The organism is Hyalangium minutum, assembly GCF_000737315.1.
Taxonomy (GTDB): Bacteria; Myxococcota; Myxococcia; order Myxococcales; family Myxococcaceae; genus Hyalangium; species Hyalangium minutum.
The window spans coordinates 85,856-104,549 of sequence record NZ_JMCB01000025.1; the positions used below are offsets into that span (position 1 = coordinate 85,856).

An 18,694-nucleotide genomic window follows, 5' to 3' on the forward strand; every position below is an offset into this window, starting at 1 on the left:
CGGGGCCATTCTACTCGCGCGTGACGGCGCGCAAGATGATCTCTCGGCGCTGGTCCAGCAGGCGCAGGGCGAGCGGCAGGAGGGCCCGGTACAGCACGGCGTAGAGCCCGGCGCACAGGGCAATCATTGCCGCGGTCTGGAGGGTAGGCCCCTCCTTGCCTGCCAGCTTCAGCGCCCAGCCGAACGGCATGCACCCGGCGCAGGCCGCGAGGATGCCGAGCATGGAGGCGGTGAGGGGCAGCTTGTCGCGGCGCTTGAGGCTGGCGTGGAACTTCACCGGGAAGTACAGGGACAGGAAGTTGCCGGCGGCGAGCAGCACGGGCACCACGGCAGCCACGGAGGCCATGGCGCACAGGAAGTCCACCCACGTGCCGAAGCCGAAGTAGACCCGGTAGAAGAGGCCCACCAGCAGCGCCATGCCCAGGCCGGCCACGCCCTGCACCAGGTTCTTGGCGCGCAGCACGTCCGCCAGCTCCATGGGCGCGGCCAGGAAGATGGCGAAGCCCTGCCCGTCATAGGCGAAGGTGTTCTGCGAGAACGTGGAGGCGATGACGACGGCGCCGTACACGGCCAGCCCGCCCATCAGCGACACATCCGCGGACTGCCCGAACAGGTAGACGAACAAGTCCCGCCCGGACAGCAGCTTCAGGAGGATGGCGAGGATGAAGGGCACGGAGGTGAGCAGCCGGGCGCGCGGGTTGCGCCACAAGTCCAACACCTCGCGGGCGAGCAGCGTGCGGAACCGGGTGGGCGTGCGGGCGAACGGATCGCGGTCCCCGGACTCCTTCATGGCAGGGCCCGCGCGCCCCGCTTGGCGGTGGAAGCGCAGCAGCAGCACGTAGGCCACGCCCATGCCGATGAGGACGAAGAGCCCCAGCCCGAAAGACTCCATGAGGGCCAGGCGCAGACGCCCGTAGGCGAGCTGTCCCAGCGAGTCCCCGAAGAATCCCGGAGGCACGCGGCCGAGCGCGATGGCCGCGTTGATGATGATGCTCATGTCCAGCGCGCCCACGCCGGCCTCACCCACGGCGGTGAGCCACGAGGTGTCCACCGGGGGGATGAAGGACGCGGCGAAGAGGAAGGCGAACAGGCCGCCACCGATGATCTCCGCGCTGCGCTTCTCCCTCAGCACGTTGATGACGGCGTGCAGGGCCACGCGGCTCCAGGCGGCGCAGAGAAGGGCGAAGAGGATGTAGTTGACCACGGCAACCCAGGGCGCTCGGAGCGGGTACACCGAGGCGTAGCCCAGAGCGGCGCCGGTGAGGGGCGCGTAGAAGACGAGGGCACGCGGCTCGAAGAGGCTGGCCACGGTGGAGGAGATGAGCAGCCGGAAAGGCGAGATGGGGAAGGGCGCGTAGCGGCTCAGCTCCGAGTGGTCATCCACGCCCGCGGAGAGCAGCGGCCAGGTGACCCACACGGCGGCGGTGACGAAGCACAGCAGGTTGAGGATGAAGTAGGGCCACACGTTGCTCTCGGCCACGGGAGGCAGCCGCATGAGCCCGAAGAAGAGGAGGCCGAAGAAGAGCGCCGGGGCGCTGGAGGCGAGGAAGGTGGCGATCGCCAGCACCTTGCTGGGGCGCCCGGAGCCGCGGTTGAGGCCAATCTTCAGGCGCAGGCCCCACAGCAGCCACAGGTGGCGCAGGAAGCCAGGGGCGGGAGGCGGGCTCACGCGGACTCCCGGCGCAGGGACACCGCGGAGGCGGGGAGCTCTCCATAGAAGGAGAGGGCGGCGTTGCGCGCGGCGGGCACGGAGATGAGCTTCTCGAAGACGGCTTCGAGCGAAGACACGTCATAGCGCTGGATGAGCTCCGGCACGGTGCCCTGATCCAGCATGCGGCCGCCGCGAATGATGCCGGCGTGGGTGGCCAGGCGCTCGGCGATCTCCAGCACGTGCGTGGTGAGCAGCAGGGTGACGCCCCGGCGGCTCAGCTCGCGCAGCAGCTCGCGGATGACGCCGGCGGCCAGCACGTCGATGCCCTCGAAGGGCTCGTCCAGGAAGACGAGCTCGGGGGCGTGGATGAGCGCCGCGGCGATGGCCAGGCGGCGGCGCATGCCCTTGGAGTACTCGGCCACGAGCGCGCCCGCCTTGTAGGTGAGCTCGGTGAGCTCCAGCAGCTCGGCGGCGCGGGCGGCGGCCTCGTCTCCGGACAGGCCATACATGCGGCCGCAGAAGGTGAGGTACTGACGGCCGGTGAGGCGCTCGAAGAGACTGAGCTCCTCGGGGACCATGCCGATCCGCCGCTTCACCTCCATGGGCTGCTTCACGGCGTCCATGCCCAGCAGCTGGATGGTGCCGGCATCCGGGCCGTACACGCCGGTGAGGATGGTCAGCGAGGTGGACTTCCCCGCGCCGTTGGGGCCCAGGTAGGCGTAGAAGGCACCCCGGGGGATCTGGAGATCCAGCCCGTTGAGCGCGGTGAAGTTGCCGAAGCGTTTGACGAGCCCACGGGCGTCAACGGCCAGATCGGTGGGGGAGTGCGACATGTGAGGCGAAGTCTCGGTCCTCCGGGCCTTCCCCGACAATCCCCCCGACAGAGCGAGCAAGCACGGTTGGTTGGTGTAAGCTGGTGTGGGATGGAGCATCTGCTAGCTTCGCCGGAGCCTTCCCCCGTAGGGGCGAGAAAGAGACGGCCGTGAACAATCCCAATCCCATCATTCGCATCATGGCCCGCGTGAATCAGACCCTCTATGTGACTGGGTACGAGGGGCTGGCCAAAACGGAATTCACCTTCCCGGCGGGGGCTCGTCTTGCGCCCGGCGATCAGTTCACGGATGTCGCGTACGTCGACTTGGAGAGCCGCAAGCCCTCGTTCCGCGCCATGGTCTACCTGGGGCTGAGCCGCGCCAGCCGGGACTTCACGTGTTACATGCAGCAGGAAGGCACGAAGTTCACCCGCATCCTCGGCCTCTACCAGGGAAACGGCGTTGAGCCCGAGCCTCTCGAAAAACAATACGGTGACGTTCTGGACCCCTTCCATGACGCGGAAGGCCGGCTCATCTGGCAGTACCAGATCGACAAGCTGTTTCCGTTCTCGGCTGCCCATGCGCGGCTCCTGCCGCTCGTGGAGGGCGCCGCGTTCGCCGGTGATGTCTTCGCTCTCAAGTACAAGCTCCCCAAGATGGTGCTCGGCGCCGTCGTCCGGGCTGCCGATGGGTCGTTCGCGCGCACGGTCCAGGGATGGGCTGATGCCGAGGGCTCCCTCGTGCCTGACGAACACACGCTCGTGCCGGTCGGCTCCATCACCAAGGCGTTCACGGGACACCTGCTTGCCAGGATGGTCGCGAAGGGAGAGGCCCGCTTCACGGATCAGATCGCTGAAAACCCCGCGATCCGCCTCATCGATCTGGTCACGCACACGAGCGGCCTGCCCCGCGAGGTGACCCCGGACATCGGGCTCGAACCGACGAAGCCAGAGCTGCTGCCGTCCGTCCTTTTTCCACCGGGAACGGGCGCGTTCTACTCGAACGTTGGCTTCAACGCCCTCTCCCGAGCGTTGTACGACAAGTGTAACAAGTCGGAAAACGCATCCTATTACGACCTGTTGAATCGAGAGGTGCTGTCCCCTCTCCAACTCGGCCACACCTCGTTCAACGCGCCGCCCTGGAAGGTGGGATGCAAAGACGACAGCACCCAGAACCTGTTCGGTGGCCACGATGCCAATGGCAACCCCTGGCCCCGGCAGAGGCCAGCGTCCCAGCCGGGGCAAGAGCCGCAGCCGACGCACAACTCTACACCTCGGGGCGCCAGCGGCCTGTACTCGACACCCGAGGACCTCCTCACGTGGCTCCAGTGGCACCTCGAGACCGGCAGCGACCTAGAGCGAAGCGACGTGGAGGCGCGGTTCCTGAATCACGGGGCCTACGTGCAGCGTGACGGGCTGAATCCCGTCATCGGCCTCGACGAGTCCGGCCACATGGATGCGATGGGGCTCGGCTGGGTCGTGATGATGCCCAGGGGCGACCGGCCGTTCATCCTTCAAAAGGCCGGTGGCACGAATGGTGTGTTCAGCTATGTCGCGTTCTCGCCCGTTCGAGGGATCGGACTCTTCATGTCCATCGACCAGTTCGACGTCGGCGCGGCGACGGAGATGCCAGAGATGATCAACGACCTCCTGGCCTCACGAAAATAAAGCGCGGGAGGGAGGGCCCCCATGAAGCCACAGCATCATGCGGGCAAGAATGTGGCGGCTCTCTCAGCCTCTTGCTTCAGGGCCGTATTGCGGATCTCCAGCAGCCGCTTCATGTGGCGCGCCAGGAAGAGCTGATCCGCCAGCCAGCCAAGAGGGCCCAGCGGCGCGCGGTGCTCCCACTCGTCCACCATGCGCGTGCCTCCCTCCACCGGCTCGAAGAGGTGCCGGTGCTCGAGGGAGGCGAACGGGCCGTGCACCTGGATGTCCGTGAAGCGGTGTGGACGCTCGAGCACCGTGATGCGGCTGCGCAGCCGCCAGCGCAGGCCCAGGTGCCGGGCCTGCCACTCCACCTCCTCGTCCAGCTCGATGAGGCCCCCGCGGCGGCCTCCCACGATCTGCTCGCCCGTGTGGGCCAGGGAGCGCTGGTGGAAGTCCAGATCCCGGGCCAAGTCAAAGACCCGCTCTGGCGGCGCGGCGATGAAGAATTCCAGGACGAAGCGGGCCACGGACACAGTCTAGCTCGCTCCGATGGACTTGGGGCTCCTCCGCTAACAGCCACAGACCCGATAGCTCTTGACCGTGCACGAGCCAGAGGGGGTGCAGCACCGCTTGGTGACGGTCCGGACTCTGTCCCTCTCATTATCGCAGTACCCTGAACGACACTCGCCATAGGTCTCTTCACACCGCACAGCGACGGGCGTCGCTGTGTCCGGCGAGACATCCCCGTCAGGAGGAGCCGTCTGCGAACCTTCGGTGACGGGGTCCTGCTCTGTCGAACTGACTCCGCAGGCAGCAAGCACCAGTACTCCGATGAACACCACGCATCGCAGGATCTTCATGACGCCCCCCTGTGCCCGCGACACCGCAGGCTGCACCGACAGAATCCGCGGGGAAGGTATGAGCAGCCCGGAGCAGCGCAAGACCGCCCGGGGTGCCATGCGCCGTGACAGGGAGCCATGTCTTCAACTGCGGGTCGCCTGGGCGGGAGGCCCTGGCAGGCGGCTCGTCTCGCCCGCTGGGGCAGGAGTCGAACCCACCGCCGGGACAGGAAGATAGGCGCCGCCACCGAGTCCAGGCAGAATGGCGCGGGGCTGTCACCGAGGCGCGCGGCCCCTCTCGACCTCAGAACCTGGCGCCGGAGGACTTCAGAATGATCGCAAGCCGTTGGATGGGACTGGCCGTGCTGACCGTGCTGTTCTCCACGAGCGCTCTGGCCCAGGCGACGACCCCCGTAGGGCGCTGGACCACCATCGATGACGAGACGAAGAAGCCCAAGTCCGTCATCTCCGTCTATGAGGAGAACGGCAAGCTCTTCGGGAAGATCGAGAAGCTCTTCCGCGAGCCCACCGAGGAACAGAACCCGGTCTGTGACAAGTGCGAGGGCGCGCTGAAGAACCAGCCCATTCTCGGCATGGTCATCATGAAGGATCTCAAGAAGGACGACGATGAGTGGTCCGGCGGCACGATCCTCGATCCGGCCAATGGCAAGACCTACAAGGTCAAGATCGCCGTGGAGGACGGGGGCAAGAAGCTGAAGGTCCGCGGCTACATCGGCATGGCGCTGTTGGGTCGCACCCAGCACTGGGTTCGCGCCGAGTAGTGTCGCCCTGTGGTGGAGGCGCTGCCGGATCAGCCTCCGCCGTTCGCCTGCTGGAGCGCCTGGGCTGCCCGCTTGATGGCGGCCCGGATGCGCACGTAGGTGCCGCACCGGCAGACGTTGTCGCTCATGGCGGCGTCGATCTCGGCATCCGTGGGGTGGGCGTTTCTCCGGAGGAGATCGACCGCGGCCATGATCTGACCGGGTTGGCAGAACCCGCACTGGGCCACGTCCTCAGCGATCCACGCTTGCTGCACGGGGTGGAGCCCCGGGGCGCCCAGGCCCTCGATGGTCGTCACCTGGTGGCCCTCCACGCTGCTCGCGGGATGGATGCAGGGGCGGAACGCCTGTCCATCGAGATGGCTGGTGCAGGCCCCGCATACGCCGACGCCGCAGCCATACTTGGGGCCCGTGACGCTCAGCACTTCGCGCAGCACCCACAGGAACGGCATGTCCAGAGGGGTGTCCACCGACACGGGCTTCCCGTTCAAGGTGAAGTGAATCACCGGCATGGTCAGGCGCCTCCGTTGAGGAGCGGGAACTGGGTGGGCATCGTGCCGGTGGCCCGGGCAATGGCATTGGCCAGGGCCGCAGCCGCACTGGGATAGCCGAGCTCTCCCACGCCTCCCACGTGGTTGTCCGAGCGGACCAGGTGCACCTGGATCTCGGCGGGGGTGTGCCGCATGCGCAGCCACCGGTAGTCCGCGAAGCTGCCCTCTCGCACGGCTCCCGCGTCAATGTGGATGCCGGCACTCAGCGTGGTCGACATCGCGTCCACGGCGGCGCCTTGGAGCTGGGCCTCGATGCTCTTGGGGTTGATGGGCAGGCCGACATCGGCGGCGATGACGATCCGCAGCACCCGGGGCGTCTCTCCCGTGACGTCGACCTCGACCAGGTGGGCGATGGCACTGTTCCACTCCTCGAGCACGGCGACGCCCTGGGCCACCCCCGCTGGGAGTGGCCGGCCCCACTGCCCCTTGCTGGCGACTTCGTTCAGCACCGCCTTGAGGCGATTCGAGGTGAGCCGGGACTGCCGCAGCTCGACCGGGTCGCGCCCCAGCGCCCGTGCCAGCGCATCCACGAAGATTTCATTCGCTACGCCCACCTGGCTGGTGAACACGGAGCGGAAAGAGCCTGTGGGAATGGGGAGGGTGACCTCGCGCATGTCCTGGCTCACCCACCCGAAGGAGTAGGGGACGTGCTGTGTCATGGCGAAGAACACCTGGCTGGTCACGTTGGGCAGGACTTCACCAGCCATGGCGGTGAGGAGGTCTCCGAAACCGTGAGGAAGCTCCACCGTGGGAATGGCGGCGCGGTGGTTCCAGCCGAGGATCGACCCCGCTGGACCGAGGTAGGCGAGGAGCCGGTGGTGGCTGGCGGGCCGGAAGTGGCCGTGGCGCATGTCGTCGTTGCGCGTCCACATCAGCTTCACGGGACGCCCGAGCGCCCGCGAGACGAGCGCGGCTTCCACCGCGGCCTCGGTGAAGAACCTGCGGCCGAACCCGCCTCCTGCCCTCACGGGATGCACGGTCACCCGCTGCGGCGTGAGTGCCCAGCCGAGCGCCTCGGCGACCTGGCGCCGCGCGTACTTCGGATCCTGCGCTCCCATCCAGATCTCGGCACTGTCGGCGGTGACTCGGGCCACGCAGCTCTGCGTCTCCATGGGCGCGTGGGCGAGGTAGGGGAAGTCGAAGCGGGCCTCCAGGGTCTGGGTGGTGAACAGCGGCGGGAGCGGCCGCGCGCCGATGGCATCTCGCAGGCTCGTTCGAATGTGGGAGTCGGAGAGGTGGCTGGCCGGCCCCAGGGTCCAAGTGATTCGCAGCGCATCGCGCGCAGCGAAGGCCTGAGCGAAGTTCTGGGCGGCGACGGCGACTCCCGAGGGCAGCGGCACCACCCCCACCACTCCGGGCAGCGCCGAGGCGGCCGAGGCATCCAAGGTCTGGACCGAGCCGCGCAGCGTGGGAGGCCGGGCCACGAGGACGGGCACGGCCCCTGGAATATCGAGATCGAGCGTGTAGCGCGCAGCCCCTGTCACGAGGTCGTGCGCATCAATGCGCCCCGTGGGCCGTCCCACCACCTTATAAGTGCTCGGTGGCTTCGGCAGGGTGGGGACCTCGGGGATCAAGACGCGGGCGGCCTCCTGGGCCAGCTCGCCGTAGCCAGTGCGGCGGCCGTCGGGCGCGAGCACCTCTCCATTGGAGGTGGAGAGCGTGAGCGCCAGCACCTGCCAGCGGTGCGCGGCGGCTGTGACGAGCCGGGCGCGGGCGTCGGCAGCCGCGGCGCGAAGGGGACCGGCCAGATAGCGCATTGTCGATGACAGCCCGGTGAGCTGGATGAGCCAGCGCGGATCCGCGTCCGCGCTGCGCACGTCCACGGAGCTCAGCGGCACGTCGAGCTCCTCCGCGACGAGCATGGCCACGCCGGTGGTGATGCCCTGGCCCATCTCGGTGCGGGGCAGCGTCGTGAGGACGCGCCCATCGGAGCGGAGGGTGATGTAGAGGTCCAACGGAGTCTCGGCTGGAGCCTCCGCCGCGCAGGCGGAGGGCACATCGAGCCCCCACCTCGCCGCCACCATCAACGTGGGGGCGGCGACCAGCCACGTCAGAAACTGGCGGCGGTTCGCACCGTCTGAACCGCCTGGCTCCGGTGTCTGTGTGTCAGCCATGGAAGGACTATGGCTGACACGTTTCGGGGACTCCATGACTCGCCGGGTGATGCGTCCGCTACCCCCCTGATCAGGCGGTGCTCTGTTCACTCGGTGGTGGGGTTGGTCCCTTCCAGCTCATGGTCCAACCACGTCTTGAATGCATCCACCACCGCCGGTACCGCGGCGGCTCCGAGCCAGTTGTGGTTGGAGCCCATGAAGGAGAAGGCCACTGCGACGTAGGCCACGTCGGGGGCGAGATAGCCGTCGATGTAGTAGCCCAGGCCCAGGAAGCGCAGATCGATGATGTACGGGCTGGTTGAGATGAAGACGTCTGCCCGGTTCGTGTACTGGTCATCGGTCCATCCGAAGTAGTAGTCGGCCAGTGTGGAGGCCACAGGCGTCGTTCCTGGCCACCCCCGGGTTCTCAGCAGCATCGAGACGTTGAGCCCGTCCACGTCCCCGCGCATGTCCTCGTGCCCCTCGTTCATCAGGGCCGACCAGCTGTCGGTGCTGTGCTCCACCATGTGATTGGCGGCGGTCCCCAGGTCTCCTGCCAGCGTCACCATGGCGCCGTGGCTCGCGAGGTTGGGGAGGTCATACTCTGCGGTCTCGTAGATCCAGCGATTCCGCCGGTTCAAGAACTCGTTCGAGCCCAACCGGGGATAGGGCGCGTTGAAATCCACCGCGCACAGGAGGTGCCCGAAGTCCACCCGCTGGCCGTTGGGCGCGCGGATGGCCGCGATGTAGCCACCGTTCTGATCCGGATGGATGGGCCCGTGCGGAACTCCGAGCAGGTCGATCATCGACAAGGAGATCGGCTCCGCGCCCGACGCGGTGAAGTACATGCCGCCGTTGTAGTAGGCCTGCCGGGCGAGCTGGACCGCGTAACCGGGAAGGAAGGCGTACTGCTTCTCGAGCTGGCTGATGCGAGTGATGAGCACCGGCAAGCGGGCGCGCTCTCGCTGCTCCTCGGGGAACGCCGCCTCCGTCTGCAACAGGCTCGCCAGCTCCATCGAGGCAAGGTACAGCGCCGTGGATGCCTCACTCTGCTCCGAGGGCGGGGCCGTGGGCGGCAGGGATTGGAGCCTGCGCATGGCTCGCCCGAGCCGGACCCGGGTGTTGCTGAGGGCGATCTGGTTCTGGAGGGCGGCATGACTGATGCCCCACGCGCCCGGGGCGATCCCAATCGTCTCGGTGAGCTTGTCGGAGTCCAGAGGCGCGAGGGTAGGCTGCGGAATCGTGGGGACGGGGCCCGCCTCCGGACAGGACTTGCCCTGCGCGCTCCATCCCGTCTCCCCGCAGGAGTAGTACTGCAAGTCGGCACCACAGACCTGCTCGCCGCACGTGGTCGCTGTGACGGGGTTGCCCAGAAAGTCCACGCCGTTGGGGCAATAGCAGGAGGGAGGAGGTTCCTCTCCCTGGCAGGAGATGCCCTGCGCGCTCCAGCCCGTCTCCTCGCAGGAGTAGTACTGGAAGTCAGCGCCACAGACTTGTTGGCCGCAGGATGTCCCCGTGACGGGGTTACCCTGAGAGTCCGCGCCATCGGGGCAATAGCAGGACTGGGCGTGGCTCACGGACGGGAGGAGCAGCGTGCCCAGCACTCCGGCGGCCAAGGCCAGCGCCATGGCGAGTGGCCGGGTAACTCCAGAGGTTCGGTAGGCGGGAAGGGCAGGGGACTCGATGGGTGGGGAATGCATGGAACTTCTCCTCGGCTCATCAATTCGAGCTTCGTGGGAGTGACAGGCGCCACCGCTGGCCGCCGCAAAAAAATCTAGAATTCCTCTGACGGAAGGAGCCGGATGGGGCATCCCACGGATGTGGTAGCGGGTCAGTGCCTGGGCGAGAACACCCTGGACGGGCTGAGCCGAGGGCACTTATCCGCCGAGGAGCGCGAGGTCGCGGTGCGCCACCTCGACGGGTGTGACAGCTGCCGCCAGCTCCTGGCCGCGCTAGGGCAGGCAGTGAGCACTCCCGGTGCTGTGACTCCGTGGACGGGCTCTGCCAGTGCCCCCACTCCGGCGAGGCCTCGCCTCACGGCGGGTGAGCGGGTGGGGCGCTACACGGTGCTCCACGAGGTGGGCGCGGGAGGCATGGGCGTCGTCTATGCGGCGTACGATCCCGAGCTGGACCGGCGCATCGCGCTGAAGCTGGTGCACAGCGAGGCTCTGCCGGAGGACTCGCGGGAGGAGGCGGCCTCACGGCTGCTCCGGGAGGCGCAGGCGCTGGCTCGGCTCTCCCACCCGCATGTCGTCACGGTGTTCGATGGAGGCCGCTTCGACGGGCAGGTCTTCCTCGCCATGGAGTTCATCGAGGGAGGCTCGCTGGGACAATGGCTGCGCGCGGAGCCGCGTCCGGCGGATGCGGTGCTGGCGCTGTTTCTCGAAGCGGGCCAGGGGCTCGCGGCGGCCCACCGCGCGGGGCTCGTGCACCGCGACTTCAAGCCGGACAACGTGCTGGTGGGCAAGGATGGCCGGGCGCGGGTGACGGACTTCGGTCTGGTGCGACTCGCTGCTCCGGGAGGCCAGCCGCTGGGCGGAGGAGCGGAGCCCCCGCGAGCGCTGCCGGCCGGAGCCGAGGCGAGAACCCAATTGGGGGCGAAGCTCGGCACACCGGTGTACATGGCACCGGAGCTGTGGCGGGGGGCCCCGGCGTCCGCTCGCAGCGATCAATTCGCGTTCTGTGTGGCCTTCTATGAGGCGCTTCAAGGAGAGCGCCCCTTTACGGTGAATGCGCTGGCGGAGGGAGGAATGCCGCTCGGAGGGCGAGGGCTGCCGCGTCCCACTCGCATCCCCCCGAGGTGGTGGCCGATCCTCGTCCGCGGCCTCGCTTCGGAGCCCGAGGCACGGTTTCCCTCCATGGACGTGCTCCTGGATGCGCTCGAGAGCACGCAGACGATGCAGCGCAAGCGGCGCATTCGGGCGGGGGTGCTCCTGGGCGTGGGAGTCCTGATGGCGGCGGGCCTGGGGCTGTTCCGCTGGCGCGAGCGGGCTCACGATGTGTGTGCGGGAGCGCGTGAGCGGCTCGTAGGCGCGTGGGATGAGGCTCAGAAGAGCGAAGTGCGCGCCGCCTTCCTGGCCACCCACTCAGCCCATGCGGAGGCCGCGTGGTCGGGGACGGAGCGCCTGCTGGATCGCTACGCGGACGCATGGGCCCAGATGCGCACCGACGCCTGCGAGGCCACCCACGTGCGCGGAGAGCAGTCCGGGGAGCTGCTGGACTTGCGCATGGCGTGCCTGGCGCAGCGCCGCGAGAGCCTGCGCGCCCTGGCTCACGTCTTGAGCACTGCGGACAGAGGGGTCGTGGAGAGGGCCGTGGAGGCGGCGGGCCAGCTTCCTCGGTTGGAAGAGTGCGCCTCGACGCAGGCCCTCCTGGCGCCGCTGCGTCCGCCGCAGGACCCGGCGGCCCGCGAGCGGATCGATGCGGTCCGCGCGCAGCTCGCCGAGGCCAAGGCGCTGCTTTCCGCGGGCCGCTACGAGTCGAGCCGGGCTCTCGTGGAAGAGGTCCTCCGCGCGTCTCAGGACGTGTCTTACAAGCCTGTCGAGGCCGAGGCGTTCCTGGCTCTCGCCCTGGCCCATGTCCGCCTGGAGGACAGTCCTCAGGCGGCCAAGGCGCTCGGACAGGCCTTGATGGCGGCGGAGGCCAGTGGACACATCGAGGTCGCCGCGAAGACCGCCGCCATGCTCGCGCTGGTGCACGGCCTGCACCTTCGGCAGCACGCGCAGGGGCACTTCTGGGTGGACTTTGGCGGAGCGGTGCTGGAGCGCCTCGGGCCTTCACCGGCGCTCGCAGCGGAGCGGCTGTTCATCCTGGGCAACCTCCTGATGGATGAGGGACGCGCGAGCGAGTCCATCCCACCGCTCGAGGAGGCGCTCGCGCTCCAGGAGAAGTTCCAGGGTCCGGAGCACCTCCAGGTCGCCCGGACGCTGGGCCGGCTCGCCTTTGCGCTTGCGACGCTCGAGCGCTTCACCGAGGCGCTCCCCCTCGCGCAGCGAGCCCTGGCCATCCAGGAGCGGTTGCTGGGCCCGGAGCACCCGGACTGCGCCATCTCTCTGCAATCGATCGCATTCGTCCTGGCCATGGCGGGCAGGAGCCCCGAGGCGGTACCCCTCATGGAGCGCGCCTTGGCCATCGAGGAACGCGCGTTTGGCGCGGACCACCCGTCCATCGTGAAGTCGCTGATCAGCTTGTCGAATGTGCAGACGGAGGCGGCGGATGCCATCCCTCCGCTCGAACGAGCCCTGGCGATCCAGCAGCGCGCGCCGCATGCGCAGGAGTCCGACACGCTCCTCATCTTGAAGAACCTGGCCATCAACCACTCGCTGCTCGGGCATGCCCGAGAGCAACTGGAATACGCGCAGCGGGCACTGGAGCGCGAGGAGAAGATGCTGGGGCCGGATGCTCCCGACCTGGCACCGACCCTCCACATGGTGGGGAACGCGCATGAGCGGCTGGGCGCACCCGCTCGGGCACTGCCCCTGTTGGAGCGGGCGCTGTCCATCGCGGAGTCGCGTCCGCTCACGGAGTCGCACACCATCGGGCGCGACGAGCGGGCACAGATCCGCATGCACCTGGCGGACACGCTCTGGGCCTTGGGGCGCGAGCGTGCGCGGGCGAGGGCCTTGGTGACGGAGGCGCTGGAGTTGGCGCGCGGCGCTGGCGGCTCGATGGACGCGCAGGCGGCCGAGCTGGAGAAGTGGCTGGCCACGCATCCGCTGCCGAAGTGAGGGTGTTATCCTGGGGCTTGGAGAACGCGGGGCTGATGACGGAGGGAGATGCGGTGGAGGAAGGGCTGGCGCGGCTCTTTGAGGTGGGGCGGGAAGCGTGGCCGTCCTTGCCGCTGCCGTTCGAGGTGTTCGTGCGGCACGTCATGTGCCACCTCCCCAAACGGAACCCCCCCGAGCGCCTGCTCCCGGCGCTGCATGGAGCGGATCTGTACCTGGCCTGTGCATGCAAGGAGGGAGTCCCGGGCGCTGCGTCCGCTTTCCAAGCGAGCCATGGGGCCACGGTGGAGGCGGCGCTGCGCGGCCGGAACGTGCCACCGGACGAGCGCGGGGAGCTGACGCAGGCCTTTTGGGAGAAGCTCCTCGTGGGGCAGCAGGGCGTACCGGCGAAGATCGGGGACTACTCGGGGCGCGGGCCGCTGGGAGGCTGGGTGAGGGTGGCGGCGGTTCGCGCGGCGCTCAATTACCACGAGCAGAAGAAGAGCGACCCGCTGGGGGCGAGAGCGCCCATGGACGCGCAGCGCGAGCCCACCACGCAGGATCCCGAGCTCGACTTCCTCAAGGCGCACTACCGGGACGAGGTCCAGCAGGCGCTGAAGGATGCGCTGGCGGGGCTCGAGGCCGACGAGCGAAACGTGTTGCGGCTGCACTTCCTGGATGGGTTGAGCACCGAGCGGATCGCCACGGTGTACGGGGTGCACCGGGCGACGGTGGCGCGCTGGGTCACGCGAGGCCGAGAGGCGCTGCTGACCGGGACGCACCAACTGCTCATGGAGCGCATGCGCATCGGGCGGGGCGAGGCCGAGAGCATCATCGGCATCGTGAGGAGCCAGCTGGGCCTGGCCCTGGGCAGCATCTTCCGGGCCGCGGATCAGCGTCCCGAACCCGAGCGCTCCAAGAGGCGTTGAATGGCCGAGGCCTGCTTCGCCTCGTTGCCCGTGAAGCGCAGGCCCAGGCCTCGCTCTTCGCCCTTCTTGCCCTGCCAGATCACCCGCGCCTCGATCCACGTCCCGCCGATGCCGAACAGGCCATCGGCCACCTTCAGCCACACGGGCTCGCCCTCTTTGATTTTGCTGAGGTTGTTGCCCACGATGAACGCACCCGTCTGGGACAAGTCCCTCAGCTCCGCGGGGAGCTGCCGGTCTCCGAGCTTGAGCTGGCAGTTCTTGCGGATGGGGATTCGCTCGCGCGAGGCGGTGCCCATGGACAGCGGACGCTGCGCGCAGAACGCGAACACCTCCGCGGCCCGTCGCTTGTGGTCTCCGACGAAGCCCACCAGGAATCCGCCCTTGCCGTCGCGGCCCATCTTCCGCGTGGTCTCCAACGCCACCCCTTCCAGCTCGAAGCGCTCGGAGGTATCTCCGAAGGTGACGAAGAGCTTCACACGAGCGTCTTGGAACACCATGTGGGGGCTGGGAACGAAGAGCGTCAGCGATCCACGCTCGGTCTTCGCCGCGGTCAACAAGGCGCGGCGGGAGGCGTACCGGACCTCGACTGACGTGGCGGCTTCCTCGGGCATGGTCCGATTATCGGTGTGGCCCGCGCCCTGTTCAACGTGAAGGCGAGGCCCCACCGTCCTCAGCGGTCCGCGATGTCGGCGATTTGCAGGTACGGGGACGCTTCGACGATGGCTTCGGCGGTCCAGCCCCAGTTGACGCCTTGGCCTTTCTCGTTGCAGTCACCGTCGGTGTGAACGCCCAGCAGGTGGCCTTGGCGGTTGAGCACGCCGGCGCCGGAGCTCCCCACCAGGGTATCCAGGTCCGCGTAATAGACGAGCTGGTTGCACGAGGCCAGGAACGTGCCCTCGGCGATGACCTTGGGGTGGCCCCGGGGATGCTGGATGATGGCCAGCGGCTCGGTGGCTTGGGTCGTCAGTGAGACGGGAGTGACCGCTGGGAGCGTGTCGAGCTGGATGAGCGCATAGTCAGGCTCGAGCGCTTGCTCGATGACGGTCCCCTCGGTGATCAGCGGATCCCCGTCGGCGTCGTCCTCGAAGTTGAAGACCAGCAGCGGCCGGTCGCCAACCGCCACACAGTGTCCCGCGGTGAGCACCACCGGACCCGCGCCGGCCGCGATCAGCGTTCCGGTGCAGCTGCCGTTGATCAGGGCGACGGCGTCTTCCGAGCGCTGGATGGCGTCCGCGAGCGTACCCGCGTAGCGGTTGATGGGGGTGAAATCGAGGGTCGGGCCGCACTGCTGGAAGCTGTGGACCTCGGGCTTCTGCTGGCTGGCGCAGACCTTAGGGGCCGCGGGCTCCTCACCACCACAGGCCACAAGGGCCAGGAGCAAGGAGCCCGCGAGGGGCAGCCCCCACGGATTTAGGGATGAGCCGGGGGGCTGGTGCTTCATCTCTTAGTAGAGGTAGTTCAGCGCGGTCTTGTCGGAGGCGGTCCACTCACCGGTCTCGGTGGAGCGGAAGCAGGAGTTCATGATCGAACCGCCCACCGTGGCCGTGCTCGGGGTGCCGGGGATGAGGATGGCGCCCACGCCCGCGGTGCCCTCGTTGGAGGCGGAGCCGCCGCAGCTGATGGCCCGGTTGTAGTAGTCCGAGTGGCGGAAGCCGACCGCGTGGCCCAGCTCGTGGGTGATGACGTGCTCGTTCACGTCATTGCTGTAGCTCTGCAGGCCGGTGCCGATGTTGATGGTGCCGTAGGGCTTGCCGCCCGAGGGGAAGCCCGCGGAGCCGCCGGCGCCGGTCGAGGTCTGGGCGGTGATGGTCGCGTTGCAGTCAGAGGCCGAGCCCCGCGCGAACCGGATGCGGAGGTTCTGGCTGTTGTAGTTTTCGATGGCCAGATCGAGGCCCGCGCTGAGGCGGCTGTAGCTGTTGAACGTGCTGGTGGGGACGACGCAGATCTTCGTCACGCTGGTGCCGACGATGTTGGTGGTCTGGTACTGCTCCGGGGTGCCCACGGTGCCGAGCATCTCCTGGGACGCCTGGAGGGTCACGTGCGCGTCGAGGCCCACGTACACCTTGTCCTCGACGACCATGATGTCCTGGCGCGGATACCCGGCCTCGACGAGGTTGGAGATGATCTGCTCGTTCTCGGACTGGAGATCGGTACCGCAGCCGGCCAGCAGGGCACCACAGCTCATCACGAGGACTGCCGTCTTCTTGAACATGGTCGTTGTTCCTTTGCCCGGATTCGGGCTCTGCCCCGTGGGGGAAAGCGGGGCAGATGCCATGCGATTTAGGTCATTTAAACTCAAAAAGCCATCAAATTCTGAAAGCCTGAGAAAAGTGGCTTAAGCGGCAGGCATGGAAAGGTCTGTCGTCCACCTACAATGTCTACGGGAGTATCCTCTGGCCGTGAACCGAGCGTGCAGTCAACCTGCCGGCCAAGGCTGCAACGGCCGCAGCAGCCCGGTCCGGTCCAGCAGCTCGTGGACGCGAGCGGCCAGTGCGACGTGCTCCGGGTTGGAGACGGTAAACCGCTCGTTCGTGAGGGTGACGAGGGTGCCCTTGTCCTCCACCGGTTCAATGCGCACAGGGGCAGGCAGTGGGGGGACCTTGCCTCGCAGCCGCGAGAAGTACATCACCCAGCCTATGAAGGTGCCCGGCGTCGCTTTCTCCGTCACGCTGTCTCGGTGCGCTTCGGAGGTGGCCACTCCCCACTCCGGGTCCCAGGCCAGAGCCATGCTGCGCAGCACCTCAGCCATCACGGGAGCGGTCAGCACCCGCTCCCCGATCGGACCTTCATCGTAAGGTTTGAGCACGCAGGTGGACGGAAGCCGCAGCGAGGATGAACCGCAGTTGCCATCCACGCCGGACGTCTCATCCAAGGTGTCGCCCGTCCACACGTGGAACGAGAAGCGGTCACCGAAATGATTCGCCTCCTGAGCGAATAGCTTCTGGAAGTTCGCCGTGCTTGTCGCGAACTGGAGTTTGCGCGCCTCCTCGAAGGAGTCTGCCGACTCATACCAGCGAGTCCACGCCGGCTCGCAGCGCCCCAAGAGGTGGAAGAAACGCTCCGCACGCCCCGCGCAAGCCTCAGCGGACTCACGCCGGGCGAGCCAATAGGAGCCAGCGTAATAGGTTTCTATCATCCGGACGGCTACTCCTCACGGGGGCGGGGTGGGGGGAACATGGACAACCTCAATCTCGTTGAGGCCAGCCCCCTTGAACATCTTCCTGAGTGCACCTGCGAGTTTTTCTTCAGCGACGATCCACCGGATAGGTGTCCCGTTGGCAACGTCGAACTGGCGTCGCGCTTGCTCCAGCAACTTGTGCTGTCCTTTGAAGTTCGGCAGGAAGTCCAGCTTCTGGGTGATCCACTGCGCGTAGCCGGTGGACTTGACCTCGAGGAGAACCCCCTGGTCGAAGCCATCAAAGTCCACCTCCTCGTCACCCACCTTGACGCGGTAGGCGTATCCCTTGGGCGTCCCCGTCATTTGGGCTTGATAGGTCCGGGCGCTCTCGGACATGGACTCGTTCGCCTGGACCCATTCCCCCGGGCCATCGGAGCTGGGCGGCGCAGCCTGTGCGCCAGTCTTGCCGCCTGCGCTGTCGCGGGTCGCCATGGCCACTGCGTTGGGGGCCAGCACGAGGGTGACGCCCTCGGCCGTGAGGGCGACCGACTCCACCTGAGCCAGAGCAGGGCCCCTGAAGCGGATGCCCAACTGCGCCTCGGCCACCACCGCCGCCTGCCCGGCTCCCGGCAACTTCGGCAGCGTTGCGGCCATGCCCGAAGCCGTGTTCCCCACGGCCACCGTGCCCAGCATGACGAAGGCTCGCGCCGCCTTCTCCCCCAGGGTGTCCCCGAACTTCTCTCCGGACGCATAGATGCCATCGAAGGTGGTGGCCTGATCTACTTCCTTCATCAGCACCAGCCATCCATCAATGAGGCGCCACACCGTGTCCCAGCCCAAGTAGGCCATGGCTCCCAGTGTCATCAGCGCCGCCACGCCCTTGCTCACTGGCTCGGGCAGCGCGAGCAAGATCGCGTACATGGTCAGGCCGCCCACCACTGTAGCCACCACCGCCTGGGGGTTCACCATCCGGGCGAGTTCCTCTCTCATGGCCCCAGGACCTTGCTGTGAGCAATCGCCATGGCCAGCGCGTACTTGGCATCTCCATCCAGAAAGGGCTTGTCCACCAGCAGGCGCAGGCAATCTCCGCTCCCCCACGTCCCCTCGCACCACAGCAGGTAGCGGCGCTTCAGCTCCTCGTCCTCGGGCAACAGGCGCAGGTTCCTGGTGCTCTCCGGTGCAGAGGCGATGAGGCGCTGACTCCTGCCCTCGTACCGGTACCAGCCGCTTCGCTTGGGCACTCCGAACAGTTGCCGGGCGTGCTCCAAGGGCCGCTCCACCGGAAGCACAGTGGGGGCCTGCTGCGCGACGGCCTGCTTGAACTCCTTTTCGCTCACCGCCACCGGCTCCACATCGCGGCGCGGGGTGTGGACGATGGGCTCGCCTTGGCCTGTGTCCAAGCGAACGACGGGCCTCGTTGAGGCGCTGCACCCTGAGAGGAACACGAACAGCAGCAGGACCGCCGAGCGCGGAAGGTAAGAGTTCACCGGCTCAAGCAGCCAGAGCAGCCGGAGCGGTCTCGAAGCTCGGGAGTAGCGAGGGAGGCTGGAGGCCGTGGCGGTGCGCCGCCAAG

General features: G+C 67.7%; 14 protein-coding genes and 1 pseudogene. 4 read left to right on the plus strand and 11 right to left on the minus strand.

Features of this window, described 5'->3' with window-relative positions; translation table 11 throughout:
- Positions 1–10 precede the first annotated feature (10 nt).
- Both DB31_RS40430 and DB31_RS40435 read right to left on the minus strand, forming a co-directional pair.
- On the minus strand, positions 11–1,669 hold the full coding sequence (locus DB31_RS40430) for a hypothetical protein (RefSeq protein ID WP_044198444.1): 1,659 nt from the start codon (positions 1,667–1,669) through the stop codon (positions 11–13).
- Positions 1,666–2,484 carry an ABC transporter ATP-binding protein gene (locus DB31_RS40435; protein ID WP_044198445.1) on the minus strand — a complete coding sequence of 273 codons (819 nt, stop codon included), beginning with the start codon at positions 2,482–2,484 and terminating at the stop codon, positions 1,666–1,668. Before DB31_RS40435 ends, DB31_RS40430 begins: the two co-directional genes overlap by 4 nt.
- A 149-nt stretch (positions 2,485–2,633) precedes the next feature.
- On the opposite strand from DB31_RS40435, the gene DB31_RS40440 reads away from it, so the two are divergent.
- A complete protein-coding gene (locus DB31_RS40440; RefSeq protein ID WP_052420635.1) occupies positions 2,634–4,130 on the plus strand; it encodes a serine hydrolase in 1,497 nt (498 codons plus the stop codon).
- Positions 4,131–4,165: 35 nt separating this feature from the next.
- Here DB31_RS40440 and DB31_RS40445 read toward each other — a convergent pair whose 3' ends face one another.
- Complete coding sequence (locus DB31_RS40445; protein WP_044198475.1) at positions 4,166–4,636, minus strand: SRPBCC family protein; 471 nt, start codon at positions 4,634–4,636, stop codon at positions 4,166–4,168.
- 644 nt (positions 4,637–5,280) lie between these two features.
- On the opposite strand from DB31_RS40445, the gene DB31_RS40450 reads away from it, so the two are divergent.
- Positions 5,281–5,730: a DUF2147 domain-containing protein gene (locus DB31_RS40450; RefSeq protein ID WP_044198446.1), complete on the plus strand. Its 450-nt coding sequence runs from the start codon at positions 5,281–5,283 to the stop codon at positions 5,728–5,730.
- Positions 5,731–5,759: 29 nt separating this feature from the next.
- On the opposite strand, the gene DB31_RS40455 is transcribed toward DB31_RS40450, so the two are convergent.
- The 3 genes from DB31_RS40455 to DB31_RS40465 all read right to left on the minus strand — a co-directional run bounded on the left by DB31_RS40455 (position 5,760) and on the right by DB31_RS40465 (position 10,071).
- Positions 5,760–6,239, minus strand: coding sequence for a (2Fe-2S)-binding protein (locus tag DB31_RS40455; protein WP_044198447.1), 480 nt, complete (start codon positions 6,237–6,239; stop codon positions 5,760–5,762).
- Positions 6,240–6,241: 2 nt separating this feature from the next.
- Positions 6,242–8,392, minus strand: a complete 2,151-nt coding sequence (locus tag DB31_RS40460) for a xanthine dehydrogenase family protein molybdopterin-binding subunit (protein WP_044198448.1) — start codon at positions 8,390–8,392, stop codon at positions 6,242–6,244.
- Positions 8,393–8,478: 86 nt separating this feature from the next.
- Positions 8,479–10,071 carry a hypothetical protein gene (locus DB31_RS40465; RefSeq protein ID WP_157232400.1) on the minus strand — a complete coding sequence of 531 codons (1,593 nt, stop codon included), beginning with the start codon at positions 10,069–10,071 and terminating at the stop codon, positions 8,479–8,481.
- 102 nt (positions 10,072–10,173) lie between these two features.
- Between DB31_RS40465 and DB31_RS40470 the strand changes: the two genes are divergently transcribed.
- On the plus strand, positions 10,174–13,098 hold the full coding sequence (locus DB31_RS40470; RefSeq protein WP_052420636.1) for a serine/threonine-protein kinase: 2,925 nt from the start codon (positions 10,174–10,176) through the stop codon (positions 13,096–13,098).
- Positions 13,099–13,133: 35 nt separating this feature from the next.
- Positions 13,134–14,003, plus strand: coding sequence for a sigma-70 family RNA polymerase sigma factor (locus DB31_RS40475; RefSeq protein ID WP_052420637.1), 870 nt, complete (start codon positions 13,134–13,136; stop codon positions 14,001–14,003).
- Here the strand turns inward: DB31_RS40475 and DB31_RS40480 are convergent.
- The 5 genes and pseudogenes from DB31_RS40480 to DB31_RS40500 all read right to left on the minus strand — a co-directional run bounded on the left by DB31_RS40480 (position 13,967) and on the right by DB31_RS40500 (position 18,608).
- Positions 13,967–14,614, minus strand: a complete 648-nt coding sequence (locus DB31_RS40480; RefSeq protein WP_044198451.1) for a PilZ domain-containing protein — start codon at positions 14,612–14,614, stop codon at positions 13,967–13,969. The two genes, DB31_RS40475 and DB31_RS40480, sit on opposite strands and share 37 nt — an antisense overlap.
- A gap of 59 nt (positions 14,615–14,673) precedes the next feature.
- The gene (locus tag DB31_RS40485; RefSeq protein WP_044198452.1) at positions 14,674–15,444 is read right to left on the minus strand and encodes a trypsin-like serine peptidase; all 771 of its coding nucleotides are present in this window, start codon (positions 15,442–15,444) and stop codon (positions 14,674–14,676) included.
- A gap of 3 nt (positions 15,445–15,447) precedes the next feature.
- Positions 15,448–16,215 carry a zinc-dependent metalloprotease gene (locus tag DB31_RS40490; RefSeq protein ID WP_044198453.1) on the minus strand — a complete coding sequence of 256 codons (768 nt, stop codon included), beginning with the start codon at positions 16,213–16,215 and terminating at the stop codon, positions 15,448–15,450.
- Positions 16,216–16,419: 204 nt separating this feature from the next.
- Positions 16,420–17,139, minus strand: coding sequence for an immunity 52 family protein (locus DB31_RS40495; protein ID WP_044198454.1), 720 nt, complete (start codon positions 17,137–17,139; stop codon positions 16,420–16,422).
- A 15-nt stretch (positions 17,140–17,154) separates the two neighbouring features.
- Positions 17,155–18,608, minus strand: a pseudogene (locus DB31_RS40500) (restriction endonuclease fold toxin 5 domain-containing protein).
- Between the last annotated feature and the right edge of the window lie 86 nt (positions 18,609–18,694).

Bases quoted from the DNA above. Each gene is read 5' to 3' on its own strand.
- DB31_RS40435 (WP_044198445.1), bottom strand. From the start codon at position 2,484: ATGTCGCACTCCCCCACCGATCTGGCCGTTGACGCCCGTGGGCTCGTC.
- DB31_RS40450 (WP_044198446.1), top strand. From the start codon at position 5,281: ATGATCGCAAGCCGTTGGATGGGACTGGCCGTGCTGACCGTGCTGTTC.
- DB31_RS40455 (WP_044198447.1), bottom strand. From the start codon at position 6,239: ATGCCGGTGATTCACTTCACCTTGAACGGGAAGCCCGTGTCGGTGGAC.
- DB31_RS40460 (WP_044198448.1), bottom strand. From the start codon at position 8,392: ATGGCTGACACACAGACACCGGAGCCAGGCGGTTCAGACGGTGCGAAC.
- DB31_RS40465 (WP_157232400.1), bottom strand. From the start codon at position 10,071: ATGCATTCCCCACCCATCGAGTCCCCTGCCCTTCCCGCCTACCGAACC.
- DB31_RS40470 (WP_052420636.1), top strand. From the start codon at position 10,174: ATGGGGCATCCCACGGATGTGGTAGCGGGTCAGTGCCTGGGCGAGAAC.
- DB31_RS40475 (WP_052420637.1), top strand. From the start codon at position 13,134: ATGACGGAGGGAGATGCGGTGGAGGAAGGGCTGGCGCGGCTCTTTGAG.
- DB31_RS40480 (WP_044198451.1), bottom strand. From the start codon at position 14,614: ATGCCCGAGGAAGCCGCCACGTCAGTCGAGGTCCGGTACGCCTCCCGC.
- DB31_RS40485 (WP_044198452.1), bottom strand. From the start codon at position 15,444: ATGAAGCACCAGCCCCCCGGCTCATCCCTAAATCCGTGGGGGCTGCCC.
- DB31_RS40490 (WP_044198453.1), bottom strand. From the start codon at position 16,215: ATGTTCAAGAAGACGGCAGTCCTCGTGATGAGCTGTGGTGCCCTGCTG.
- DB31_RS40495 (WP_044198454.1), bottom strand. From the start codon at position 17,139: ATGATAGAAACCTATTACGCTGGCTCCTATTGGCTCGCCCGGCGTGAG.